This window comes from Synechococcus sp. R55.7, assembly GCF_047461955.1.
Lineage (GTDB): Bacteria > Cyanobacteriota > Cyanobacteriia > Thermostichales > Thermostichaceae > Thermostichus.
Genome location: NZ_JANSIC010000002.1, coordinates 6,374 through 11,269 on the forward strand (window position 1 = coordinate 6,374; position 4,896 = coordinate 11,269).

The 4,896-nt window shown below is 60.7% G+C and carries 7 protein-coding genes; 3 read left to right on the top strand and 4 right to left on the bottom strand.

What is annotated here, in order from left to right; genetic code table 11:
• The first annotated feature begins 60 nt into the window (after window positions 1-60).
• Window positions 61-1,224 (top strand): tRNA preQ1(34) S-adenosylmethionine ribosyltransferase-isomerase QueA, encoded by a 1,164-nt coding sequence (gene queA, locus NW820_RS00245; protein WP_414406356.1) that lies wholly within the window; start codon window positions 61-63, stop codon window positions 1,222-1,224.
• Here queA and NW820_RS00250 read toward each other — a convergent pair.
• The 4 genes from NW820_RS00250 to NW820_RS00265 form a co-directional block, all read right to left on the bottom strand.
• Window positions 1,221-2,042 carry an HAD family hydrolase gene (locus NW820_RS00250; protein ID WP_414406357.1) on the bottom strand — a complete coding sequence of 274 codons (822 nt, stop codon included), beginning with the start codon at window positions 2,040-2,042 and terminating at the stop codon, window positions 1,221-1,223. The genes queA and NW820_RS00250 overlap by 4 nt on opposite strands.
• Before the next feature lie 61 nt (window positions 2,043-2,103).
• Window positions 2,104-2,373: a hypothetical protein gene (locus NW820_RS00255; protein ID WP_414406358.1), complete on the bottom strand. Its 270-nt coding sequence runs from the start codon at window positions 2,371-2,373 to the stop codon at window positions 2,104-2,106.
• A gap of 12 nt (window positions 2,374-2,385) precedes the next feature.
• Window positions 2,386-3,666, bottom strand: coding sequence for a beta-ketoacyl-ACP synthase II (fabF, locus tag NW820_RS00260; protein ID WP_414406359.1), 1,281 nt, complete (start codon window positions 3,664-3,666; stop codon window positions 2,386-2,388).
• A 45-nt stretch (window positions 3,667-3,711) separates the two neighbouring features.
• Window positions 3,712-3,957, bottom strand: coding sequence for an acyl carrier protein (locus NW820_RS00265; RefSeq protein WP_041436540.1), 246 nt, complete (start codon window positions 3,955-3,957; stop codon window positions 3,712-3,714).
• 240 nt (window positions 3,958-4,197) lie between these two features.
• On the opposite strand from NW820_RS00265, the gene rpsF reads away from it, so the two are divergent.
• On the top strand, window positions 4,198-4,488 hold the full coding sequence (gene rpsF / locus NW820_RS00270; protein ID WP_011433268.1) for a 30S ribosomal protein S6: 291 nt from the start codon (window positions 4,198-4,200) through the stop codon (window positions 4,486-4,488).
• 73 nt (window positions 4,489-4,561) lie between these two features.
• Window positions 4,562-4,896: single-stranded DNA-binding protein (locus tag NW820_RS00275; protein WP_414406360.1), on the top strand; the 335-nt coding region annotated here is incomplete at its 3' end.

Genomic DNA, 4,896 nt, shown 5'->3' on the forward strand with positions numbered 1-4,896 from the left:
GTTGGCGGGATCCGGTTGGCTATGCTGGATCCACGTAGAACCCCATCTTGATTCATCTCCATGCCTGACTCTTTTTCGCCTGCTGCCGCTCCCCCCGGTGAGGCTGAGCCTTTGGGCGATAGGGAGCCCAATCCGGATCTGCTCACAGCTTCCTACGACTACACCCTCCCTCCAGATCGGATTGCGCAAACGCCGGTGGAGCCCAGGGATCAGGCGCGGATGCTGGTGGTGTACCCGGATAGGCACGAGCATCGCCGCTTCTGCCATCTGCCCGACTACCTGCGGGAGGGGGATCTGCTGGTTCTCAACGATACCAAGGTGATCCCGGCCCGCCTGTTCGGGGCCAAGGAACCCTCCGGGGCGCGGGTCGAAGTGTTGCTGCTGGAGCCTTGTCTGGAAGGGATCCCTGCCGCTGCGCAACCTCTGCCGGATCAGGCGTGGAGCTGGCGGGTTTTGGTCAGGCCGGGCAAACGGGTGAAGGTGGGGGATCGGATTGGTTTTTGGAGCAAGCAGGGATCCCCCTCTGGGCTGAGAGCCACTGTCCTGGATTTGGATCCGGAGACCGGTGGGCGAGTGGTGCAGTTTGAGTGGGAAGGGGCGCAACCTTTTGAGGAAATCCTAGAGCAGGTGGGCCGGATCCCGCTGCCTCCCTACATCAAGGCTTCCGGACAGGTTCGCCCTCAAGACTACCAAACCCTCTGGGCGAAACACCCCGGCTCGGTGGCTGCTCCCACGGCAGGGCTGCACTTTACCCAGGAGCTGCTGGAGCGGCTGGCCCAAAAAGGGATCCAAACGGCCTACATCACCCTGAACATCGGCCTGGGTACCTTCCGACCGGTGGAAGCGGAGCGGGTAACCGAGCATCGTCTCCACAGCGAGTGGCTCAAGGTGCCGGCAGAAACGGTGGCAGCCATCCAAAAAGCCCAAGCCCGAGGGGGGCGGGTGATCGCGGTGGGAACGACTGTGGTGCGCTCTTTGGAAACCGCGGCAGCCTCTGGCACCTTGCAGCCTTGGCAGGGGAAAAGCGATCTCTTCATCTACCCCGGCTACTCCTGGCGGGTGGTTCAGGGACTGGTCACCAATTTTCATCTGCCCCGCTCCAGCCTGATGATGCTGGTGGCTGCGCTGATCGGGCGGCAAAGGCTGCTGGATCTTTACCGAGAGGCCGTCGACCAGGGGTATCGCTTCTATTCCTTTGGGGATGGCATGCTGATCCTGCCCTAGGGCTGGGGCTGACCTCCCTGGGATCCCTTGAAGGAACCGGCCTCCGCTTCTGCTTCAACTGGGGTCGAAGGACGGTCTTGCCCGCCGGCAAACCAGTTCTGGATGCGCTCCCATTCCACCTGGTGGTAGCCGTCCACCGCCCAATTGGCCCGCCGCTGCAGCATGTGCAGAGGAAAGAAGGTAGCCAGCGCCAGGACTGGGATCCCTGCCGAACGGGCTGCCTGAATGCCGGAGTAGGTGGCTTCAATGCTCAAGCACGCCTGGGCAGGCAATTCCATCCGCTGCAAAAGCAGGCGGTGCAAGTGTCCTGGGGAAAGCATTGGGCCTGCATCATCCCCCGTCACTCGGTAGGATCCCCCATCGGTCAACCGCGTCAGGGCCGGGCAACAGGACTGGAAACGCTCCAGAAAAGCGGTCACCTCGGCTGCCGATTGGCCACACAGCAGGCCGACCTTCAGTTGCAGCCGCTCCAGCGTCTCCAAAGTTTCCGCCAAACCGGGAATGAGAGGCAATTCCCTCTGCCCCTGCAAAGCTTGCTGGTAGTATAGGGCCTTGCGTTTCAGCAGCTCTTCCAGTTGTTTGGGGCTGAGCACCCGCCCCTGATCCCCCCACAGAGCCGGCAGGCGCTCTCGATCCGGTCGGCCCAGGTATTGCAGCCGGTAAAGCTCCCGCTGCCCAGGGGATCCCGACTTCGGCCAGCACAGGTTCCAGGGGCGCAGGTTCTCTTCCACCAGCAGTTGGTTGATGGCCTGTAGGTGCAGGCTCTCGTCATCGGCCACCACCCCACTCCAGCTCAAGATCACCCCTTGCAGCCCCATATGGGCGACATCACCCTCTGCTAACGACCGCAACCCAACTGCATCAAAGCAGATGGCTTGTCTATCCATTTTGAACGCGACGCTCGAACTCTTCCCGAGTGGTGTCCACCAATTGCACTGCCTCTGGATAGAGTTCAGGATGGTTTTGCTTCAGCCAACTGAGCACCCGCGCCAATTGAGCTGCACACAGATCCAAATCCGCTTGAAAAATAACCGCCGCCGCCATGTGCTGAGCATATTCGGGCGGGTGACCCTGCTGCGCCAGCTCCGCCGTCAAAGCGGCCAAGGCCTGTTGGCGAACTGAGGGCAGTGAACTTTCGGGAGAAGACATAGGCCAAGCCCTTCAAGCGGGAGAGTAGCGGCGCAAGGCCAGCGTGACGTTGTGCCCACCAAACCCAAAGGCATTCACCAAAGCGGCCTCAACAGCCATCTGCCGCCCCTTGTGGGGGACAAAATCCAGCCCTTCGCACTCGGGATCGGGGTTGTCCAAGTTGAGGGTGGGAGGAACCCAGCCGTGGTGGATGGCCAAAGCTGTGGCCACCGTGGCAATGCCGCCCGCTCCCCCCAACAGGTGGCCGGTCATGGACTTGGTGGCGCTGATGGCCAAACGGGGGGCATGCTCGCCGAAGACCGACTTGATGGCCTGGACCTCGGCGATATCCCCTACAGGGGTGCTGGTGGCATGGGCATTGATGTGTTGCACATCCCCAGGCTGAAGCCCGGCATCCTTGAGGGCCAGCCGCATCGCCCGGGCCGCTCCCTCGCCGCCGGGGGCAGGGTTGGTCATGTGGTGGGCATCGCAGGTGAGGCCATAGCCGACTATCTCCGCATAGATCTTGGCCCCGCGGGCGCGGGCGTGCTCCAACTCCTCCAGCACCAGGATCCCTGCTCCTTCCCCCATGACAAAGCCATCCCGATCCCGATCAAAGGGCCTACAGGCTTGCTCCGGGGTGTCGTTGCGGGTGGAAAGGGCCTTCATGGCACTGAACCCCGCCATGGACAAAGGGGTGACCGCCGCTTCCGTGCCACCTGTAATCGCCGCTTGCACCTCTCCCCTCTGGATGAGCCGAAAGGCATCGCCAATGGCGTTGGAGCCAGAGGCACAGGCCGTAACTGTGCAGGAATTGGGGCCTTTGGCGCCAAAATGAATGGCCAGGTGACCTGCAGCCATGTTGGCGATCATCATGGGCACCATGAAGGGGCTACAGCGATCCGGCCCTTTCTGCAGATAGATGGTCTGCTGCTCTTCCAAGACGCGGATGCCGCCGATGCCGGTGCCCAAGATCACCCCCACTTGCTCAGCGTTGAGAGCGGTGATGCGAAAGTCAGCGTCCTCCAAGGCTTGCCGGGTGGCCGCCATCGCCAGGTGCACAAAGCGGTCGGTGCGCTTGACATCCTTGCGATCCAAATAGTCGAGGGGATCAAATCCCTTCACCTCTCCGGCAATACGGCAATCGTGGCGGGAGGCATCGAAATGGGTAATCGGCCCAATGCCGCAGCGCCCTGCCAGCAGGCTCTGCCAAAACTCGGCAGGAGAGTTGCCGATAGGGGTGACCGCGCCCAGCCCCGTAATCACAACGCGGCGGGTTGGTCTGTAAGCAGTGGCGGGATCTGTGGTAGCCATCGTCCGGTGTTAGCCCGGGGGTATAGAGTCAGAACTGGGGGCAGACTAGGCAGCTTTCTTCGAGAGGATGTAGTTAACAGCGTCTTGCACGGTGGCGATCCCCTCTGCATCTTCATCGGGGATCTCCAGGTCGAATTCCTCTTCAAAAGCCATGACCAGCTCCACCGTATCAAGGCTGTCGGCCCCCAGGTCGTTCTGGAAATTGGCTTCTGGGGTCACTTTGTCATCTTCCACGCCCAGTTGATCGGACACGATCTTACGAACACGGCTGTAAACTTCGTCTGCGCTCATGCTTGGAATCCCAACTCTCGATTCAGCGTGTCTTGGCCGGGCCAACCAGCGGCCAATGAAGCAATCCCTATTGTATCGGACAATGGATCCCCTCTTGTGAGCAGCCTCACCTGCATTTGCCGCTGCGGCCAGAGTATGGAGGTGTGGGGATTGAGCCGCGGCCTTTTCGGTTGCAGGAAAGAAAAGCTAGTATAGTCTACTGCATCTCTACAACTGGATCCTCAAGGAGAACTCGCTTCCATGCCCCGCGCTTACGAAACGATGCTGATTGTGCGTCCTGATCTGTCAGATGAACCCCTCGAACAACTGCTCAGCAGTCAGGAGGCAATCCTGCGAGAGAACGGAGTAACCCACGTGGAGATTACCAATAGGGGCAAGCGCCGCTTTGCCGGGTTTGAGATGAAAAAGTTCAAGGAGGGTCTGTACATCCAGTTCAACTACGAAGCCGAACCCAATGCGGTGGCTGCCTGGGAGAAAAACCTGCGCATCAACGAGAGTGTGCTGCGCCACATGACTCTCCGCGTCGGCTAGGTTTGACGGGATCCTGGCCTGCGGGCATGATGGAAGTGCCCTGAGCTGCCCCTTATCCCTGGATGGCTCCGTTATGAACTCGATTGTGTTGATGGGCGAGGTTCTGTCTGAGCCAGAGCTGCGCTACACCCCTGATAACTTAGCTGTTGCGTCCTTGGTGATTGGCTTTCCCAGCTTGCGCCCGGATGAGCCGCCCTACCGGGTGCGCGTTTCCTCTTTTGGAGAACTGGCCAAAAGGGTGGTGGACACCTGCCATGTGGGCGACCAAATCACAGTGGAAGGCCAACTGCACATGAATGTGGTGGAGCGAGATGGGCGCAAGGAAAAGCTGGCCGAGATCACCGCGCGCCGTGTCCATCAGCTGGGATCCGCTCGCGTCCTCTCTCTGACGGGGATGGGTGAACCGGC

Bases quoted from the DNA above. Each gene is read 5' to 3' on its own strand.
- queA (WP_414406356.1), top strand. From the start codon at position 61: ATGCCTGACTCTTTTTCGCCTGCTGCCGCTCCCCCCGGTGAGGCTGAG.
- NW820_RS00250 (WP_414406357.1), bottom strand. From the start codon at position 2,042: ATGGGGCTGCAAGGGGTGATCTTGAGCTGGAGTGGGGTGGTGGCCGAT.
- NW820_RS00255 (WP_414406358.1), bottom strand. From the start codon at position 2,373: ATGTCTTCTCCCGAAAGTTCACTGCCCTCAGTTCGCCAACAGGCCTTG.
- fabF (WP_414406359.1), bottom strand. From the start codon at position 3,666: ATGGCTACCACAGATCCCGCCACTGCTTACAGACCAACCCGCCGCGTT.
- NW820_RS00265 (WP_041436540.1), bottom strand. From the start codon at position 3,957: ATGAGCGCAGACGAAGTTTACAGCCGTGTTCGTAAGATCGTGTCCGAT.
- rpsF (WP_011433268.1), top strand. From the start codon at position 4,198: ATGCCCCGCGCTTACGAAACGATGCTGATTGTGCGTCCTGATCTGTCA.